Origin of the sequence: Nocardia spumae (assembly GCF_020733635.1) — a bacterium.
Lineage (GTDB): Bacteria > Actinomycetota > Actinomycetes > Mycobacteriales > Mycobacteriaceae > Nocardia > Nocardia spumae.
The window spans coordinates 4,017,208-4,033,438 of sequence record NZ_JAJFZL010000001.1; the positions used below are offsets into that span (position 1 = coordinate 4,017,208).

Sequence of the window (16,231 nt, forward strand, 5' to 3'; positions counted from 1 at the left end):
CCGATTCGACTCAGCGCTCACCGAAGGTGACCGACAGCGAATCCTGGCCACCGGGTGCGACGACCGCGGTGAGGGGTGGATCCGGCACCGGCCGGTCGGTGCCGGCGTAGCCCAGCCACCCGGTGCCGACGAACACCGCGAGCAGCAACGCCGTGGGCAGTTCCGGTAGTAGCCACCCGGCCGGAATCGAGGCCAGTCCGGTCTCGGGAACCAGCTGCACCGTGGGTATCTCCCGCCCCCGCCTGAGCGTGCCGGAATTGCCTGCCCGGGCATCGCCCGATGGCCGCACCCGCGCCTCGTAGTAATAGTCCAGCGCCGAACTCCCGGACCCTGCCTGCGAACTCGCGATCGATACCGCCCCGCTCCGCCGCCCCGGAACCCGCCCTCGCACCCGAACCTCCATCGCTTCGAGCGTCCCGGCCGGTTTGCCGGGATACCGCCAGAGATCACAGTGCCCGATCCGCGAGACCGCCACACCGGTTATGGTCAGGACAATCGGCGTGTCTCCGAAAGTTTGCTGAATACCGGTCGGTAGCTAACTTTTGAGGAAAGTGCCGTCAGACTTTCGGGCGGACGCTCGCATCGGGCCAGCGCGGCGGGCACACCCCGCCGGGGACGGTCTGCACCTCGAAATGCCAATACTCGTTGTCGAAGGTCCGGCACAGCCCCCAGCGATTTCCGTTGTCCTGCAACCACTGTGCGCCCTGCTCCGGTCCGACGTCGATCGCCCTACCGGTGACATGGGTCGACTCGTCCGGCGGAAGCACCCACTGCCGGGCCGCCCCGGGACTGCCGTAGGTGGCGATGCCCTCTTCCCAGAGCCGCTCCTGCTCGGCGGGGCTACGGTGCCCGGAGGCGATCCACAGCGGTACGCCCTCCTGATGCGCCTGCCGTTCGGCCAGCGTGTAGGCCGTCGCGAGCATCGGTTCCAGCCCGTCGGTGCCGGCGGCCGACCCGGTAGGAGCGGGTTCCTCGGCCGCCGCCGGGGCGGCGACCCCGGCCAGTGCGATACCGGCAACCAGGGCAGTTCCAGCGAGTCCTCGCAGCATGCCCGCGATCGTAACCAGCGCCGATCGCCGGTCGGTCGAGGCCGCGCCGTGGCGGCTCACCGACAGCCGGTCCCGGCCGGATCCCGCGGAATTCCCGCACGCGTGTCGCACTGGTGCCGCGGGCGGCACCCGATAACGTGCGAATCGGTCGCGTGTTCTGTCCGCCCGACGACGAGGAGGCTCACATGGCACTGCCGCTCACCGCGAATACGGTGGTGCCGTTGGCCGCCGCGCTCGGTGCGAGCGCACTGGTCGCCCTCGCCACACTCGCGCCCGGCCGCACCCGCCGGATCCCCGCCCGGGCCGACGAGCTGACCCGGCGCCGGCTGATGCGCCAGGGCGCGGTCGCGCCGGCGGGACGGCACCACGCCGCGCGCACCCGGCACCGGATGACCGTGTCGCACTGACACATCCGGGCCGGGGGTCCTCCGGAACGGTCAGACCCGTTCTTTGGAACGGGTCCGCACGCGCAGCGCGATCGGCTTCTGGGTCTCGGCGAAGAAGTCGTTGCCCTTGTCGTCGACGACGATGAAGGCCGGAAAGTCCTCCACCTCGATCTTCCAGACCGCCTCCATACCCAGTTCCGGATACTCGAGGACCTCGACGTTCTTGATGCAGTCCAGGGCAAGGCGCGCGGCCGGGCCACCGATCGAGCCCAGATAGAAACCGCCGTGCTCCTTGCACGCCTTGGTCACCTGCGCGGAGCGGTTGCCCTTGGCCAGCATGACGAACGAGCCGCCCGCCGCCTGGAACTGATCGACGTAGGAATCCATGCGGCCCGCGGTGGTCGGGCCGAACGAACCGGAGGCATACCCTTCGGGCGTCTTGGCCGGACCGGCGTAGTAGACGGCCATATCCCGCAGGTACTGCGGCATCGGCTCGCCCGCGTCGAGCCGCTCCTTGATCTTGGCGTGGGCGATGTCACGCGCCACCACCAGTGGGCCGGAGAGCGACAAGCGGGTCTTCACGGGGTATTTGGACAGTTCGGCCCGGATCTCCGACATCGGCCGATTCAGGTCGACCCGCACCACATCGCCGCCGAGAATGGCGTCGGTCTGCTCGGGAAGATACTGCGCCGGTTCGGTTTCCAGCTGTTCGAGGAAAACCCCCTCGGGGGTGATCTTGGCCAGCGCCTGGCGGTCCGCCGAGCAGGACACCGCGATCGCGACCGGGCAGCTGGCGCCGTGGCGCGGCAACCGGATCACCCGCACGTCGTGGCAGAAGTACTTGCCGCCGAACTGCGCGCCGATGCCGAAGGACTGGGTGAGTTTGAAGACCTCCTCCTCCAGCTCCAGATCCCGGAACCCGTGCGCGGCCATCGAGCCCTCGGTCGGCATCGCGTCCAGGTAGTGCGCGGAGGCGTATTTCGCCGTCTTCAGGGCGAATTCGGCGCTGGTGCCGCCGATGACGACCGCCAGGTGGTACGGCGGGCAGGCCGCGGTGCCCAGCGACCGGATCTTCTCGTCAAGAAAATTCAGCATTCCAGCCGGATTGAGAATGGCCTTGGTCTCCTGGAACAGGAACGACTTGTTGGCCGAACCGCCCCCCTTGGCCATGAACAGGAACTTGTAGGCGGGATGCGCGGGATCACCGGGGGCGGAGTACAACTCGACCTGCGCCGGCAGATTCGAGCCGGTGTTCTTCTCGTCCCACATGGTGATCGGCGCGAGCTGCGAATAGCGCAGGTTGAGCTTGGTGTAGGCGTCGAAGACGCCGCGGGAGATCCACTCGGCATCGTCGGCGCCGGTCAGCACGCCCTCGGACTTCTTGCCCATCACGATCGCGGTGCCGGTGTCCTGGCACATCGGCAGAATGCCGCCCGCGGAGATGTTGACGTTCTTGAGCAGGTCCAGCGCCACGAACCGGTCGTTGCCCGAGGACTCGGGATCGTCGATGATCTTGCGCAGCTGCGCCAGGTGCGCGGGGCGCAGGTAGTGGCTGATGTCGTGCATGGCCTCGGCGGTCAGCATCCGCAGCACGTCCGGCTCGACCTGCAGGAAGGTGCGGCCACCGGCCTCGAAGGTGCGCACGCCCTCGGTGGTCAGCAACCGGTAGGGGGTGTCGTCGGCTCCGGTGGGCAGCAGATCCGAATAGCGGAACTCAGGCGCGGTCACGAATCGCACTCCTTGTGTGTCTGCGGGCGCACTCGGCCGGACGGGTTCCCTCTCGATCGGCCGAAACAACGAATCGACTCTAATCACGGCGCCGGGTCCGGCCGAGGTGAGGCCAGCCTAATCTTCATTGCCGATCACAAAGGTTGCACCTTCAATGTTGTGGGTGTAGGTGTCGTTTCCAGCGGCGACTTCGGGTATCGCCGACAGTGCGCGACATCGGCTGTCGCCGACAGCGCGCGACATCGGCTGTCGCCGACAGCGGGAAGGCCATACCATGACCACGCACAGACCTGGAGAGGAATCGTGACCGAATCCCGTTGGCTCGATGATCTCGAAACGCGCGCCTGGCTCGGCTTCGTCTTCACCCGCGATCTCATCGCCGCGGCCGTGGGCCGCGATTCCCTGCGCGCGTCGAACCTCACCTATGTCGAGTACACGGTGCTGGCCCGGCTGGCCGACACCACCGACTACCGCCGCAGCTTCGCCGAACTGGCCGCCGTGCTCGAATGGTCGCAGAGCCGGCTGTCGCACCAGATCACCCGGATGGAGAAGCGTGGCCTGGTCGCCCGCGAGGCCATTCCCGACGACGCCCGCCGTACCGCCGCGGTACTGACCCCGAAGGGGGCCGAGGTGCTGGCCACGGCCGCTCCCGCCCACGTCGACAGCGTGCGACGGCACATGATCGATGTCCTCGACCGTGACCAGCTGGCCGCGCTGGCCGACATCTACGACACGCTGCTGACTCACCACCGCGCCCCCGATCACCACGGTGAGGGATGTATCGACCACCACGGCTCCCCCGCCCACGTCCGGCCCGAGCCCACACCGCAGCCGAGCTGAACCGTGGCCGAGCACACACCCCCGCGGTGTGTTTGATTTGTTCACCAGCGGGTACCGGGTAAGACTAGGCTCGACTGCGGCAGCGACGGCAGCCGCGCGTGAGCGAACCCGACGAACCGACCTCCCTTAACGAAAGGGGCACGAGTTTTCATGTCCGACGTGTCCATCGGCCTCTCGCCGGATTCGCTACCGGCCGGCCCGGTCGACAACTTGCTGCCACAACTGGTCGAACACCTGCGCCAGAACCGCACGGAACTGCGTGAGGAATGGGCACGTCGCATCGGGGACGCCGCACTGCTGACCGCGATGACCCCGGAGGAGATCTTCTCCGAGGCGACCTCGATCTACGACAACTACGTCGAGGCGCTGCAGACCGGTAGCGTCGAGGCACTGCAGGCCTACGCCCGCGATCTGTCCGAGCGCATCATTCCCCGAGGCGTCGAGACCGACGAGGTCGTCGGCATCGTGCTCCTGCTACGAGATGTCCTCGCGCGCAGCCTGTTCGAGAAGTACCAGTCCGATTTCGAGCTGCTCAAGCGAGTGCTCGACGCCTACGAACCCGCGGCCAACCGCATCGCCAACACCGTGGCCATCTCGTTCGTGCAGGAGCGCGAGCGCGTCATCCGCCAGCAGCAGGAAGCCATCCGCGAGCTGTCGACGCCGGTGCTGCAGGTGCGCGAGCAGCTGCTGATCCTGCCGATCATCGGCGTGCTCGACAGCCAGCGCGCCCGCCAGCTCACCGAACAGCTGCTGCGGGCCATCCGCGCCAATCGTGCCAAGGTAGTCGTCATCGACATCACCGGTGTTCCGATGATCGACTCCACGGTCGCCAATCACCTGGTCCAGACCGTCGACGCCTCGAATCTCATGGGCGCCAACGTCATCATCACCGGCTTGTCGTCGGAGATCGCGCTCGCCCTGGTCACCATCGGGCTCGATCTCACGAAGATGAACGCGGTCGGCGACCTGCAAGGTGGTATCGAGGAGGCGGAGCGGTTGCTCGGCTACGAGATCTCGAGACTCACCGACCGCGACGGACGGTAGTCAAGGCGCCCCCATGCCGGTACCCATTCTGAAGCAGGGCACCTACCTGATCGCGTCCGTGCAGTCGGCGCTGACCGACGCCGATACCGAACGGCTGCAGGACGACTTGATGACCTACGTCAGCAAGTACCGCGCTCAGGGAATCATCGTCGACGTCACCGCGATCGATGTCATGGACTCGTTCGCGGCACGCTCACTGCGTACCATCGCGCACATGACCAAGCTGCGGGGTGCGGAGACGGTCATCGTCGGCCTGCAGCCCGAAGTGGCATTCGCCATGGTGCAGCTGGGACTTACCTTCGAGGGGATGCATACTGCCCTCGATCTCGAGGAAGGGCTGGCCTGGCTCGACATACAGCTACGCCGCAACGGCCGACGAGACGGTCGGTGATCGTGGCCTCCGACAACATGGTGATCGCGGTGAAGGTGTCGGGCGACATCGTGACCGCACGTCAAGCCGGGCGGGAGCTGGCCGCCGAGCTCGGCTTCACCCTCACCGACATCACCATGATCTCCACGGCCATCTCCGAGATCGCCCGCAACATCACCAGCTATGCGGGCACCGGCGAGATCCGGGTCTCGGTGGCCGATCGTGAGGGTCGCCGGGCTCTGGTCGTGCAGGCACAGGATCAGGGACCGGGGATCATCGACATCACTCGCGCGCTCGAGGACGGCTATTCGACCGGGCGCGGTCTCGGTCTCGGACTGCCGGGCGCGCGACGGTTGATGGATCGGCTGATCGTGGAATCGGCGCCCGGGCAGGGAACGCTGGTGGAGATGTGGAAGTGGGTACCCGCCGGTGCGTGAGGACGGATCCCTCGGAACGGTGGAATGGGCGGTCGCCGGACGCGCGCTGCCGGGGCAGCGGGTATCGGGTGATCGCTCCGTGGTGCTGGACGCGGGTGAGGGGTCGGTGCTGTTCGCGGTCCTCGACGGGCTCGGGCACGGCGCGGCCGCCGCGGACGCCGCGGATCGGGCCGCCCAGGTGCTGGCGGACAATCGCGCCGAACCTCTCGATGTGCTGATGGTGCTGTGCCACCGAGCGATGTCCGATACTCGCGGCGCGGCGGTGTCGCTGGTGTTGTTCGGCGGCGACGATCAGGTGCAGTGGCTCGGTGTCGGCAACGTCGAATCACGGGTCGTCGCAATCGGTCCCGGAAAGCCCGAGGTGCGCGCCACCGCGTTGCTGACCGGCGGCATCGTCGGCTATCTGCTACCGCCGAATCTGCAGACCCAGACCGTGCCGATCCGGCCCGGCGATGTGCTGCTGATGTCCACCGACGGCATCGCCCCCGATTTCGTCGACACCCTCGATCTGGCGCAGCCGACCACCGATATCGCCGACGACATTCTGCGTCAGCACGTCAAGGACACCGACGACGCGCTGGTACTGGCCGCCCGCCACCGCGGTCCCTCGGCGGGTGCGTCGTGAACCCGGGCCGGCGGATGAACGGTTCACAGCGGAGGCCGGTGCGATGAGTGCGGTGCTGGCCGCATTTCGCGAGGCGTACGGCAATGCGCTTCGGCTGCATATGGATTCGCCCACCCAGAACACGCTCGCCGAGGGGTATGAACTCGGCCGGCGAGCGCTGGTCGAGGGCGTCAGCATCCTGGATCTGACCGAGCACCACTTCCGCGTGCTCGACGAACAGGGCCTCATCGCCCCCTCCGCGCCATCGCTCCCGAAGGCGGAGACGGCCTCGCGCGCGCAAGCGGCTCTGGAGTTCCTGCTGCAGACCCTCGCCGCGCTCGACGTCGCGACCCGCGGTTTCCTGGACAGCACGCGCAGCTACGAATTGCAGCGCCTGCGCGCCGAGGATCTCGCCGACCGCGACGCTTTCCGTACCGCATTGGTGGAATCGCTGCAGGACGGATTCTTCGTCGCGGCTGCCGACGGCACCGTCACCGAGGTCAATTCCGCCTTCGGCGCGCTGACCGGATACGGACCCGACACCGCGCCCTACCGGCAGCCGCATCCGTGGTCCGACGATTCCGAGTCCCGGTATCCGGCACTGGGCACCGAGGCGACCCGATTCGTGATGCCGGCCCGCCACCGCGACGGGCGGCGGGTGTGGCTGGCCGTGAGCACGTCCTCGCTGCGCCTTCCGGAGGACGACGAACGCATCTTCGTGGGCACGGTGCGCGATGTGACCGCCGAACACGATGCGCAGGCTCGCGATCAGGCGGTCTCGCGGCTGGCCACGGCGGTCGGTGCCGCCACCACCGTGGCGGAGGTGCTGTCGGTGGGGCTCGAGGAGCTGCGCCGCGCCATCGGCGCCGAGACCGCCGTGGTGTCGATGTGGCCGAATACCCAGAACGCCCCGGAACTGTACGTCTCGGGTCCGGTCGCCGACGGCGAAACCGCCTCGGCGGCACCGTCACCGGGAACCGGCGCGGCCGGGGACGGCGCTGCGGCCATCTCACGGACGGTGCTCGACGCCCGGGCGCGGGCACTGCTGGATCGGACCCGGATGCGGCCGCATCGGGCGATGTTCCCCATCCCGGAGGGCGCGGCGAGCTCCGAGGGCATCGTGGCGCCGCTGGGTGAATTCGGCGACGCGGCACTGTGGGTGCGATTCGCCGCGCCGCGTGCCATCAGTCCCGGCGACTGGTCGTTGTTCTCCCTGCTGGTCGGTCATCTCAGCCTGGCCGTGCAGCGGGCCCGCAACTTCGATCAGGCTCGCTCGACGTCGTTGACCCTGCAGCGCGCCATGCTCGGCCCGATCGAACTGCCACCGGGTTTCGCGGTCCACTACGAACCGGCACTGCCCCCCTTGGAAATCGGCGGCGACTGGTACGACGTGGTGCAGTTGCGCGACGGCACCCTCGGAATCGTGGTCGGCGACTGTGTCGGGCGCGGTCTGTCCGCAGCCGTGGTGATGGGCCAATTGCGTACCGCCGCACAGGCTCTCCTGCTGCGCGGCGCCGGGCCTGCCCAGCTCCTCGCCGAACTCGACACGGTGGCCGCCCGCATCCCCGGCGCCATGTGCACGACCGTATGCGCGGCCATTCTGGATCCGGTTCGCGGACTGGTCCGCTACTCGAGCGCCGGCCATATGCCGCCGGTGCTGGCCGCGCCCGGACGTACCGGCCGGCTGCTCGAGGGCGGCCGGGCGGTGCCGCTGGCGACCTTCGACACCCCGCAGCGGCCCGAGGCGACCACCGCGCTGGAACCGGGCTCGACGCTCGTGCTGTTCACCGACGGTCTGGTCGAACAGCGCGGCGTGGACATCGACGTCAGATTCGAGCAGATCGCCGACGAATTGTCCGGCGCCGCGCCGTATCCGCCGCGCGAGGTCACCGAGGCGGTGCTGAACCGGCTGCGTCCGGAAGCCGGCTACGACGACGATATCGCGATGGTGGTGTACCGGCAGCCGCCGCGCCCGCTGCGGCTCGACATCCCCGCCGAGGCGGGCCGGCTGACCGGCGTGCGCCGTGCGCTGGCCGCGTGGCTGGCGTCCGCCGCCGTCGGACACGACCTGGCCGCCGATCTGGTCTCCGCCGCCAACGAAGCCTGTACCAACAGCATCGAGCACGCCTACCGAACCGGCGCCGCGGGCCGGGTGGTGGTGACCGCCCAGTGCGCGCACGGATCGGTGCTCATCGAGGTGATCGATACCGGCACCTGGCGGCCGCTGCCCGAGGATCCGGGTTACCGCGGCCGCGGATTGGCGATGATGCGCGCGCTCGCCGACGAGGTGGACATCGATCACACCGACACGGGCACCCGCGTCCGGCTGACCGCCGCCCTGCCCTCGGTGACGTTCTCCGCGGCCAGTACGGTGTGAGCCCGGCGCCACCGGGTCGCGCGGGGCGCCGAATGTGACGGTTTGCTTACCGGGGCGGTTCGAGCCTGCCGCCACGCCGGCTCTGCGTCGACAATCACACCATGCGGATTCTGCTGACAGGTGCGGCCGGGTTCATCGGATCTCGAATCCGGCAGGCGCTCGCCGAGGCCGGACACGAACTGGTGGCGATCGACGTGATGCTCGGCGCCGCTCACGGTCGCGATGCCCGGCCTCCCGACGGGGTGCGATGCGCCGACGTGCGCGATCCGGACGCGCTCGACACCGCGTTGCGCGGAGTCGATGTCGTCTGCCACCAGGCCGCCGTGGTCGGGGCCGGGGTGACCGTGCAGGACGCGCCCGCCTACGCCAGCCACAACGACCTGGGCACCGCGGTCCTGCTCGCCGCGATGGATCGTGCCCGATGCCGCCGGCTGGTACTGGCGTCATCGATGGTGGTGTACGGCGAAGGAGGTTATCGGACAGCGGATTCCATCGCGATGACACCGCGCCCACGCCGCCGCGTGGACCTCGAACACGGGGTGTTCGACCATCTCGATCCCGACACCGGTGCGCCGTTGCTGTGGTCGCCGGTGACCGAGGACGCCGCCCTGTGCCCGCGCAGCCTCTACGCCGCGAGCAAGCTGGCCCAGGAGAACTACGCCGCCGCCTGGGCCGCCGCCACCGGATCGTCGGTCACGGCACTGCGCTACCACAACGTCTACGGCCCCGATATGCCAAGGGACACACCGTATTCCGGCGTCGCCGCCATCTTCCGCTCGGCACTCGAGGCGGGGTGCGCGCCGCGCGTGTTCGAAGACGGCGCCCAGATGCGCGATTTCGTCCACGTCGCCGATGTCGCCGCGGCCAACGTCCTGGCGGTCGAACGACCACTCGACGGATTCACGGCACTGAACATCGCCTCCGGGCACCCGATCGATATCGCTACCGTGGCAGGGGTACTCGCCCGTGCGCATCGAGGCCCCGAACCGGTGGTGACCGGCGAATTCCGCCCGGGCGACGTCCGCCACATCGTCGCCAGCCCGGCTCGCGCGCGCGAACTGCTCGGATTCAGCGCCGCCGTCGATCCCGCGCGCGGACTCACCGAATTCGCCGGCGCGCCGCTACGCGTGGCCGCCGGAACCGAACCCCCGCGATGGTGACCGCCGCCGGTGTTCAGACCGCCGTCTCCGAGTCGACGCGCGCCGGGTGCCCCGCCGCCGAATCGGTCAGCAGTGGAAGACGAATCTCGAAGCGGCAGCCTCGTTCTCGATTCCGCGCCGAGATCTCGCCGTGGTGCACCGACAGTAGCCCGGCGGCGATCGCCAGCCCCATACCGCCACCTCCCCCGTCGGCGGCCGGGGAGCGCGCGGTGGTGCCGCGATAACCGGCCTCGAAGATGCGGGGCAGATCCGACTCGGCGATACCGGGACCGGTGTCGTCGATCCGGGCCCAGGCTCGGCCGTGCTCACTCCCGGCGGCGATCTCGATCTCGCCGCCCGGTGGCGTGTGCGTGATCGCGTTCGCGAGCAGATTGGTCAGCACCCTGGTCAGCGCCTGATCGCTGCCCGCCACCATGATCGCCGAATCCGGCTGCCGGGCCCGCACATTCAGCCCGGCCCGGGCAGCGGCCGGGCGGCTCGCGGCCAGGACATCGTCGATCAGCTCACGCAGATCCAGGGGCTCGAGGCGCAACCGGAGGGCGCCCGCGTTGATCTTCGACATCTCGAACAGGTCGTCCACCATGCCCGACAGCCGGGTGGTCTCCCGGACGATCTGCGTCCCGTAGCGCCGCACGTCACCTGCCCCGGCGACCACGCCGTCGGCCAATGCCTCGCCCATCGCGCGGATCCCCGCCAGTGGGGTACGCAGATCGTGGCTGACCCAGGCGACGAGCTCGCGGCGCGAGGCCTCGGCCGCTCGCTCCTGATCCAGCATCTGCTTCTCCCACACCAGCGCTCGCGCCTGCACCCGGCCGAGTACGACCGCGGCCGGGACCGTGACGGCGGTGACGACGGCGAGCACCACCGCCATCCTGGCCAGCGCATCCGAGAACATCAGGCCGCTGACCGCGACGAAACCACACAGTGTCGCCACGGTCGGTATCAACACCAGGATGACCATCGACAGCCCCAGGGAGCGATTGCGGAACAGTCGCAGCCCGACCGCTCCGATCGCCACCACCGGCACGCAACCGGCGAGGGCCCATCCGATCAATCCCGCGACGTCATTCGGCACGATCGCCTCCCGTTCCGGTCCCCCAGGCATATCCGCGGCCCCACACCGTCTCGATGCGGTGCGCGGCGCCGAGTTTGGCGCGTAGCCGTTTGACATGGACCGTGACCGTCGACTGATCGCCGAAACTCCAGCCCCACACTCGCTCGAGCAGTTCCGCCCGGCTGAACACCCGCTGCTGATGAGCCAGCAGGAAGGCCAGCAGATCGAATTCCCGGGCGGTCAGCGCCACCGGGCGCCCGGCGACCTCGACCGTCGCCGCCGCGGGACGCAGCCGGATCTCACCACTGCTCAGTACCCCGGGCGCCGGTGCCGGACCGTGCGTGCGACGCAGCACCGAAGCGACTCGCAGCGCCAGTTCCCGGGGACTGAAGGGTTTGGTCAGATAGTCGTCCGCACCGGCGGTCAAGCCGACCACTCGATCCTCTTCCTCACCCAGCGCGGTGAGCATGATGATCGGCATCTCGCACCGATCCCCCTCGCGCACCGCCCGGCACAGTTCGATGCCGTCGGGCGCCGGCATCATCACGTCCAGGATCGCGAGATCGATCGCACCGCCGGTGAGCTCGCGGGCGGCGTGTTCACCGTCGGCGACCTCGGTGACCTGCAATCCGTCCCGTTCGAGGTAGCGACGCACCACATCGCGCACCACCGGGTCGTCGTCGGCGATCAGAATCCGCATATCGGTCACCAATTCGTGAGGACGAGGTGGGCGAGAACCAGTGTGCCGACCGCTTGCACGGCCAGCCACACGCGCGTGGTCCGGGCCGGCAGCAGCGCGGTGCCCGCCAGTACCCAGACGTCGAACGGCAGCCAGATCCGCTCGGTCTCGGCCTTGCTGAGGCCGCTGGCATCGGCGAGAAGCAGCGCCGCCAGACCGGCCGCGGCCAGCAGCGCCGCCGGATCGACGCGGTTGCGCCAACGCGCCAGCGCACGTCCGGGGCCCGCCCGCAGCTCACCCGGACCGGGCAGGCCGACACCGGCCGGCAACCGGTGCAGAGCCGCGGCGGCCGCCAACCCGACCGCGCACACGGTCGCCGCCAGATTCGCCCAGATCCAGTACGACACCGGCCGCGTGGTCGCGATGCCCTGGTAGTAGCGCCGCACCACGAGGTGATAGCCCTCCAGCCACCAGAATCCGGACAGCGTGAACGCCGCCACCACCGCCAGCGCGCCCAGCAACGCCGGCCACACCGCCCGCACCCCACGCACCGCGATCACGGCGGCAGCCGGGACCACCATCAGCACCAGCCCGTAATTGAGATAGATGCCGAATCCGAACAACACCCCGGCCACGCCGACCAGCACGGGACGGCGCCGCACGGAACTCAGTCCGGCCGCCAGCGCCGCGACGGCCCACGCCGTCACGCCCGCGAAGAACGCGTCGGCCGAGACCGCCAGCCAGATCGCCGCGGGCGCGAGCGCGAGATACGGTGCGGCCGCACGCGCCCGATGCTCGGCGCCCAGCGCCCGCAGCGCCACCAGGACGGCCACCGACGCGCTGCATCCGACCAGGGTGCACACCGTGGAAGCCCATACGCCACCGCCCAATCCGAGACGATCCAGCCACACGAAAACCAGCAACGCACCCGGAGGATGACCGGAGACGTGAGTCGTCCAGGAGTCGGGCTGATAATCCAGGATCCGGCCCGCGAACCCGTGCAGCATCGCCGGGATATCGGTGACACCGCCGACCTCGTGCAGATATTCGTGGCCAGTGGTCAGTCGGCCCGCGAAGCCGCGCTGCCAGCCGTCGACCATGGCGAGTGCGAAGGCCCACGCCAGCGCCGTGATCCAGGTGACGAGCAACAGGCGACGCCAGCCGACCGACGCGGCGACGGTGGGTCCCCGGACGACGACACCGACGGCGACCAGCACGGCCGGTCCGGTCCCCCAGCCGATATGCGGCAACCAGGAGCCGAAGATCGGCGCCGACGCGGCGTACAACGAATCGCGATAGTGCGCGGTGCCGACCCACGGGACGACGAAGGCGGCGGCGACCAGTATCGCGGCGCCCACCGCGCACGTGATGTCGGCGCGGATGCCGGAGACGGGCCGCGCGCGCGATTCGGTGGTGCTGCGGGTATCGCTCACCGGTTCACCGTAGGCCCCGCCGGCCGCTGCTCCATGCTTCCGAGACCGTGCCGTCACAGTTTCGTCACCGTTGCGACCAGCTAATTTCCGACCGAGCGGGCATACGGTCGAACCTGTGAACCCAGTCGAGACCTCGCCCCCGCTGACGGTGGTCATCCCGTGCCGCAACGAAGCGGGCGCCCTGCCCGGTGTGTTGTCGGCGGTGCCCGCCGAATACCGGGTCATCGTGGTGGACAACGGATCCACCGACGCCACCGCGCAGGTGGCTCGTGCCGCCGGGGCCACGGTCGTCACCGAACCCACCCCTGGATACGGGGCCGCCGTGCAGGCCGGGATCGCCGCCACCTCCACCGAACTGGTGGCGGTGCTCGACGGCGACGGCTCGATGGCCCCCGATGAACTCCCGCTGCTGGTCTCCGAACTCACCCCCGGGATCGCGATGGTCGCCGGTCGGCGGCGACCGGTGCCGGGCGCCTGGCCCTGGCATGCCCGGCTCGGAAACTGGTTGCTCGCTGGCTGGCTCCGGCACAGGTATCACCTGCCGGTGCACGATCTGGCGGCCATGCGGGTGATCCGCCGCGCCGAACTGCTCGCACTGGGACCGCTGCATCCCCGCTCGGGTTATCCGCTCGCGTTGCTGGCGGGGGCGGCGCGAGCCGACTGGCGGGTCGTCGAACGCGACGTCACCTACCGGCCGAGAACCCATGGGGTGTCCAAGGTGTCCGGTTCGGTAGTCGGCACGATCCGTGCCGCCCGCGACTTCTGGAGTGTGCGATGACAACACTGCCGTTCACGCTGCTCGTCGTGGCGAAGGCTCCGGTGGCCGGATTCGCCAAAACGCGGCTGACACCACCCCTGTCACCGGGTGAGGCCGCCGACCTGGCCGCCGCCTCACTGCTGGACACCCTGGCCGCGGTACGGGCCAGCAGCGCCGCGCGAGCGGTGGTGGCCTGGACCGGTGAGCTGGATCGCGCGCAGCGCCGGCGCGAGATCGACGCGGCGTTGCGGGATTTCGATATCGTCGCTCAGCGCGGGGCCGATTTCGGGATTCGGCTGGCCAACGCGCACGCCGATGCCGCCCGCGCCGGATTTCCGGTTCTGCAGATCGGGATGGACACCCCGCAGGCCGACTCGGTCCTGCTGACCGAATGCGGGAAAAGGCTGCTGTCGGAAGGCGATTCGGTTCTCGGACCGGCCGCCGACGGTGGCTGGTGGGCGCTCGGCCTGTCGGATCCGCGCCATGCCAGAGTGCTCGCGGAGGTGCCGATGTCCACCGATCGGACCGGGCAGATGACTCGAGAGGCGCTGTCGCGTATCGGATGTCACATCGCACTGCTTCCCGAGCTCGACGATGTCGACCGCTACGACGACATCGCCGGGGTCGCGGCCGGCTGCCAGGGATTGTTCGCCACCGCCGCGGCGCGGCTCATCTCGGCTGCCGCCGGCCACCACCGATGACGGCGGGCGCCGGGGATCGACTGCTGCTGCCCGCCGCGGTGCGCGCCCGCATCGCCGCGGCGCGCTCCCCGGAGGTCGCGGCACGGATCGGCATCGCGATCGGTGGCACGGTGACGCTGTGCTTCGTCACCGGCCTGATCAGCCACTGGATCCAGCATCCGCCCTCGTGGTTCGCCTGGCCGGCGCATCCGGTGTGGCTGTACCGGGTCACCCAGGGAACCCACGTGGTCAGTGGAGTGATCACGATTCCGCTGGTGCTGGTGAAACTGTGGTCGGTATATCCCCGCCTGTTCGCCCGGCCGATCCTCGGTAACCCGCTGCGGGTGGCCGAACGCGGTGCCATCGCGATGCTGGTCGGATCGATACTCTTCCAACTGGCGACCGGACTGTGCAACATCGCTCAGTTCTACCCGTGGCGGTTCTTCTTCACGACCACGCATTACGCGATGGCCTACATCGCCTTCGGCGCTCTCGCGATCCATCTGGCGGTCACATTGCCTGTCGTGCGAGACGTGCTCACCCGGCGGGGACCCGGGCCGCGAGCCGACGCCGACGCCGCGCACCGGCCGCGGCGATCGACGGCGGCCGCGGTGGCCCCGAGACGTGTGGTGCTGACCGCCGCGGCCGTTTCGGCCGCCGTGGCGGGATTGTCCATCGCCGGCCAGTCGGTGCCGTGGCTGCGCCGGGTCTCCGTGCTCGCCCCGCGCAGCGGAACCGGACCGCAGGCGGTGCCGATCAACCGCACCGCCCGGCAGGCCGCCGTGGTCGAGCGAGCCCTCGATCCGGACTACCGGCTGACCGTCGCGGTGGGATCTCGCATCCGCGCGTTCTCGCGGGCGGAATTGACGAGCCTGCCGCAGCATGCCGCCGTCCTCCCGATGGCCTGCGTGGAGGGGTGGAGCGTATCGGCCCACTGGTCGGGAATACGGCTGCGCGACCTGCTCGCCGCGGTCGGCGGCTACGGCGGCGGCGAGGTCACCGTCCGCTCCCTGGAACAGGGCGGTCTCTACAGCAGTTCATCGCTCCCGCATCCGCACGTGGTGGACGATTCGACTCTGATCGCCTTGCGGCTCAACGGATCCGATCTCGATGTGGATCACGGGTTCCCGTGTCGTCTCATCGCACCGAACCGGCCGGGTGTGCTGCAGACCAAATGGCTGTCACGGATCGAGGCCGGGCCATGACCGTGGTGCGTGCGGTGCTGCTGCTGTCCGGCCTCGCGGCGGCCGGGTACGGGATCGACCTCGTGCTGACGATGAGGCCCGTCGAACTGCTGTCCATCGCGATCTGGTTCCTGGGTGTGATCGTGCTGCACGATGCCGTCTTCGCACCGCTGTCCGCGGGCGTGGGTGCGATCGGCCGCCGCTGGGTGCCCGCCGGCGTCGTCGCGCCGGTGGCGATCGGTGCCGTCGCCACGGTCACGCTGGTGGTGGTAGCGGTCCCCGTCGTCCGGCGCGGTGGCGCGGTCGCGAATCCGACTGTGCTGGACCGCGATTACGGCGTGGGCCTGGCGATCGCGGTGGCGCTGGTCTGGGCGGGGGTCGGCGGCGCGGTACTACGGCGCCGGCGGCGCGAGGGTCGCCGCCGCACCCCGGGTGACGCGTAGTGTTCG

The 16,231-nt window shown here is 69.5% G+C and carries 18 protein-coding genes; 12 read left to right on the forward strand and 6 right to left on the reverse strand.

Features of this window, described 5'->3' with window-relative positions; translation table 11 throughout:
* Positions 1-10: 10 nt before the first annotated feature.
* Together LKD76_RS17950 and LKD76_RS17955 are read right to left on the reverse strand one after the other, a co-directional pair.
* Positions 11-475, reverse strand: coding sequence for a hypothetical protein (locus LKD76_RS17950; RefSeq protein ID WP_227982477.1), 465 nt, complete (start codon positions 473-475; stop codon positions 11-13).
* An 82-nt stretch (positions 476-557) separates the two neighbouring features.
* Entirely contained in the window at positions 558-1,049 is a 492-nt protein-coding gene (locus LKD76_RS17955; RefSeq protein WP_227982478.1) for a M15 family metallopeptidase, read from the reverse strand.
* A gap of 185 nt (positions 1,050-1,234) precedes the next feature.
* Here LKD76_RS17955 and LKD76_RS17960 point away from each other — a divergent pair, with 185 nt between their 5' ends.
* Positions 1,235-1,456: a hypothetical protein gene (locus LKD76_RS17960; RefSeq protein ID WP_227982479.1), complete on the forward strand. Its 222-nt coding sequence runs from the start codon at positions 1,235-1,237 to the stop codon at positions 1,454-1,456.
* A gap of 30 nt (positions 1,457-1,486) precedes the next feature.
* Here the strand turns inward: LKD76_RS17960 and LKD76_RS17965 are convergent, their stop codons facing one another.
* Entirely contained in the window at positions 1,487-3,163 is a 1,677-nt protein-coding gene (locus LKD76_RS17965) for a fumarate hydratase (protein WP_227982480.1), read from the reverse strand.
* 303 nt (positions 3,164-3,466) lie between these two features.
* Between LKD76_RS17965 and LKD76_RS17970 the strand changes: the two genes are divergently transcribed.
* From LKD76_RS17970 to LKD76_RS18000, 7 genes are all read left to right on the forward strand, one after another.
* The gene (locus LKD76_RS17970) at positions 3,467-4,003 is read left to right on the forward strand and encodes a MarR family winged helix-turn-helix transcriptional regulator (RefSeq protein WP_227982481.1); all 537 of its coding nucleotides are present in this window, start codon (positions 3,467-3,469) and stop codon (positions 4,001-4,003) included.
* 150 nt (positions 4,004-4,153) lie between these two features.
* Complete coding sequence (locus LKD76_RS17975; protein WP_025349596.1) at positions 4,154-5,047, forward strand: STAS domain-containing protein; 894 nt, start codon at positions 4,154-4,156, stop codon at positions 5,045-5,047.
* 13 nt (positions 5,048-5,060) lie between these two features.
* Positions 5,061-5,438, forward strand: coding sequence for an STAS domain-containing protein (locus LKD76_RS17980; protein ID WP_227982482.1), 378 nt, complete (start codon positions 5,061-5,063; stop codon positions 5,436-5,438).
* A 17-nt stretch (positions 5,439-5,455) separates the two neighbouring features.
* On the forward strand, positions 5,456-5,854 hold the full coding sequence (locus tag LKD76_RS17985; RefSeq protein ID WP_227985294.1) for an ATP-binding protein: 399 nt from the start codon (positions 5,456-5,458) through the stop codon (positions 5,852-5,854).
* The gene (locus tag LKD76_RS17990) at positions 5,847-6,479 is read left to right on the forward strand and encodes a SpoIIE family protein phosphatase (RefSeq protein ID WP_227982483.1); all 633 of its coding nucleotides are present in this window, start codon (positions 5,847-5,849) and stop codon (positions 6,477-6,479) included. Before LKD76_RS17985 ends, LKD76_RS17990 begins: the two co-directional genes overlap by 8 nt.
* A 43-nt stretch (positions 6,480-6,522) precedes the next feature.
* Positions 6,523-8,835, forward strand: coding sequence for a SpoIIE family protein phosphatase (locus tag LKD76_RS17995; RefSeq protein WP_227982484.1), 2,313 nt, complete (start codon positions 6,523-6,525; stop codon positions 8,833-8,835).
* 101 nt (positions 8,836-8,936) lie between these two features.
* Positions 8,937-9,995, forward strand: a complete 1,059-nt coding sequence (locus LKD76_RS18000; protein WP_227982485.1) for an NAD-dependent epimerase/dehydratase family protein — start codon at positions 8,937-8,939, stop codon at positions 9,993-9,995.
* A gap of 13 nt (positions 9,996-10,008) precedes the next feature.
* On the opposite strand, the gene LKD76_RS18005 is transcribed toward LKD76_RS18000, so the two are convergent.
* From LKD76_RS18005 to LKD76_RS18015, 3 genes are read right to left on the reverse strand one after another with little or no spacing between them, the layout of a single operon-like run.
* Positions 10,009-11,070 carry a sensor histidine kinase gene (locus LKD76_RS18005; protein ID WP_227982486.1) on the reverse strand — a complete coding sequence of 354 codons (1,062 nt, stop codon included), beginning with the start codon at positions 11,068-11,070 and terminating at the stop codon, positions 10,009-10,011.
* Entirely contained in the window at positions 11,060-11,749 is a 690-nt protein-coding gene (locus LKD76_RS18010; RefSeq protein ID WP_227982487.1) for a response regulator transcription factor, read from the reverse strand. Before LKD76_RS18010 ends, LKD76_RS18005 begins: the two co-directional genes overlap by 11 nt.
* Positions 11,750-11,754: 5 nt before the next feature.
* Positions 11,755-13,161 carry a hypothetical protein gene (locus LKD76_RS18015; RefSeq protein ID WP_372465846.1) on the reverse strand — a complete coding sequence of 469 codons (1,407 nt, stop codon included), beginning with the start codon at positions 13,159-13,161 and terminating at the stop codon, positions 11,755-11,757.
* A gap of 115 nt (positions 13,162-13,276) precedes the next feature.
* Here LKD76_RS18015 and LKD76_RS18020 point away from each other — a divergent pair, with 115 nt between their 5' ends.
* From LKD76_RS18020 to LKD76_RS18035, 4 genes are read left to right on the forward strand one after another with little or no spacing between them, the layout of a single operon-like run.
* The gene (locus LKD76_RS18020; protein ID WP_227982488.1) at positions 13,277-13,939 is read left to right on the forward strand and encodes a glycosyltransferase family 2 protein; all 663 of its coding nucleotides are present in this window, start codon (positions 13,277-13,279) and stop codon (positions 13,937-13,939) included.
* Complete coding sequence (locus tag LKD76_RS18025) at positions 13,936-14,619, forward strand: TIGR04282 family arsenosugar biosynthesis glycosyltransferase (RefSeq protein WP_227982489.1); 684 nt, start codon at positions 13,936-13,938, stop codon at positions 14,617-14,619. The genes LKD76_RS18020 and LKD76_RS18025 overlap by 4 nt, the downstream gene beginning before the upstream one ends.
* Entirely contained in the window at positions 14,616-15,803 is a 1,188-nt protein-coding gene (locus tag LKD76_RS18030) for a molybdopterin-dependent oxidoreductase (RefSeq protein WP_227982490.1), read from the forward strand. Before LKD76_RS18025 ends, LKD76_RS18030 begins: the two co-directional genes overlap by 4 nt.
* A complete protein-coding gene (locus LKD76_RS18035) occupies positions 15,800-16,225 on the forward strand; it encodes a hypothetical protein (protein WP_227982491.1) in 426 nt (141 codons plus the stop codon). Before LKD76_RS18030 ends, LKD76_RS18035 begins: the two co-directional genes overlap by 4 nt.
* The last annotated feature ends 6 nt before the right edge of the window (positions 16,226-16,231 follow it).